1 protein-coding gene is annotated in these 1,467 nt (G+C 48.3%); it reads right to left on the bottom strand.

Annotated features, from left to right (window positions below; translation table 11 throughout):
• Positions 1-1,467: non-ribosomal peptide synthetase (locus BIW53_RS09600; RefSeq protein WP_175442115.1), on the bottom strand; the 1,467-nt coding region annotated here is incomplete at both ends.

Genomic DNA, 1,467 nt, shown 5'->3' with positions numbered 1-1,467 from the left:
ATACTGCTTGGCAGCATATAATCAGGGAGTTGCTGGCGTAACTGCTCATGTAGTTCAGCGACACACAGGCTCTGCCCTGCTTGCGCTACCACATAAGCTGCAAGGTACTGGCTCTGTGCTTGAGTTCGTACGATAACCGCGGCTTGTTGCACCCCGGCCAACGCACTCACGGCGCTTTCCACTTCCCCAAGCTCGATACGGTGTCCACGGATCTTAACTTGGTCATCATTACGACTGATATAAACCAATTCTCCACAAGGCAACCATCGAACGATGTCACCGGTTCTATACAGACGGGTATAGCCTTTGGCTTTATCCGCCTCACTGGCAAATGGATTGTGGACAAAACTTTGTGCACTGAGCTCTGGGCGATTCAAGTAACCGCGTGCAAGGCCAGCGCCACCGATGTAGAGCTCTCCTGGGCTGCCCATTGGGGCTAGCTCGCCTTTTTCATCTAGTACATACACTTTACGTGTATTGATTGGCTTTCCTATTGGAACAGAGCTGCCTTGTTTACCTTCACAACGATGAACCGTAGTGAAGGTCGTGCTTTCAGTGGGTCCATATCCGTTGAGAATGTATTGAGGTCTAACATCTTGTAGCGCTAAACGTTCAATTAAATGCGGGGTGAGGGCTTCACCTCCGACTAACAGATAACGTAAGCTTCCGAATAAATTTGGTGACTCTATATATAGAGTGTCAAACAAGGTTCGTGTTAGCCAAAGTACACTAATTGACTGCTCTGTGAGCAGTTGTTCAATATAGTCAACTGTTAATGGGGCCTGAGATGGCACAACAACTAACTTCGCGCCATGTAGTAACGCTCCCCATATTTCAAAGGTCGCAGCATCAAAGTTGGGCGATGATAAATGAGCCAAGACATCATTATTTGATAAGTCGATATAATCAGTGTCTTTAAGCAAAGACACGACACCACGTTGTGGGATCATCACCCCTTTAGGTTGTCCTGTCGTACCTGAGGTATAAATCACATACGCCAAATCATGTGCAGTACTGTATGAGTCTAATGGCTCAGATGAGAGTGTTGATGACCAAGCGGTTGAGGCTGATACCATCGCCATTGTGCCCTGCTCTAGCCACTGTGCCAGTTGGGCTTGATGGTGTGGCTCGGTGACGATGAGTCCGGTGGCGGTGTCATCTAAAATATATTCAATTCGAGCATGAGGGTATTCTGGCGATAACGGTACATAGGCGCCGCCAGCTTTAAGTACTGCCAAAATACTCACCACCATATTCACGCTTCGCTCTAAGTACACCCCTATCAGGGTTCCTGGGGTCAATGCGTGACCATGAGATGCTAAATACTGGGCTCTAATTTCTCTGGCTAAGCGGTTAGAGGCGTCATCTAATGCTTGATAAGAGACTTGCTCATGCTCATACACCAAGGCGATAGCGTCAGGACAAAGCTGTGCTTGCGCACTGAACAACTGCGCCAGCGTGTTTGCC

Source organism: Pseudoalteromonas byunsanensis, from assembly GCF_001854475.1.
GTDB classification, from domain to species: domain Bacteria; phylum Pseudomonadota; class Gammaproteobacteria; order Enterobacterales; family Alteromonadaceae; genus Pseudoalteromonas; species Pseudoalteromonas byunsanensis.
The sequence above is the reverse complement of the archived record's forward strand: the minus strand, read 5'-3'. Positions and strand labels throughout refer to the sequence as shown.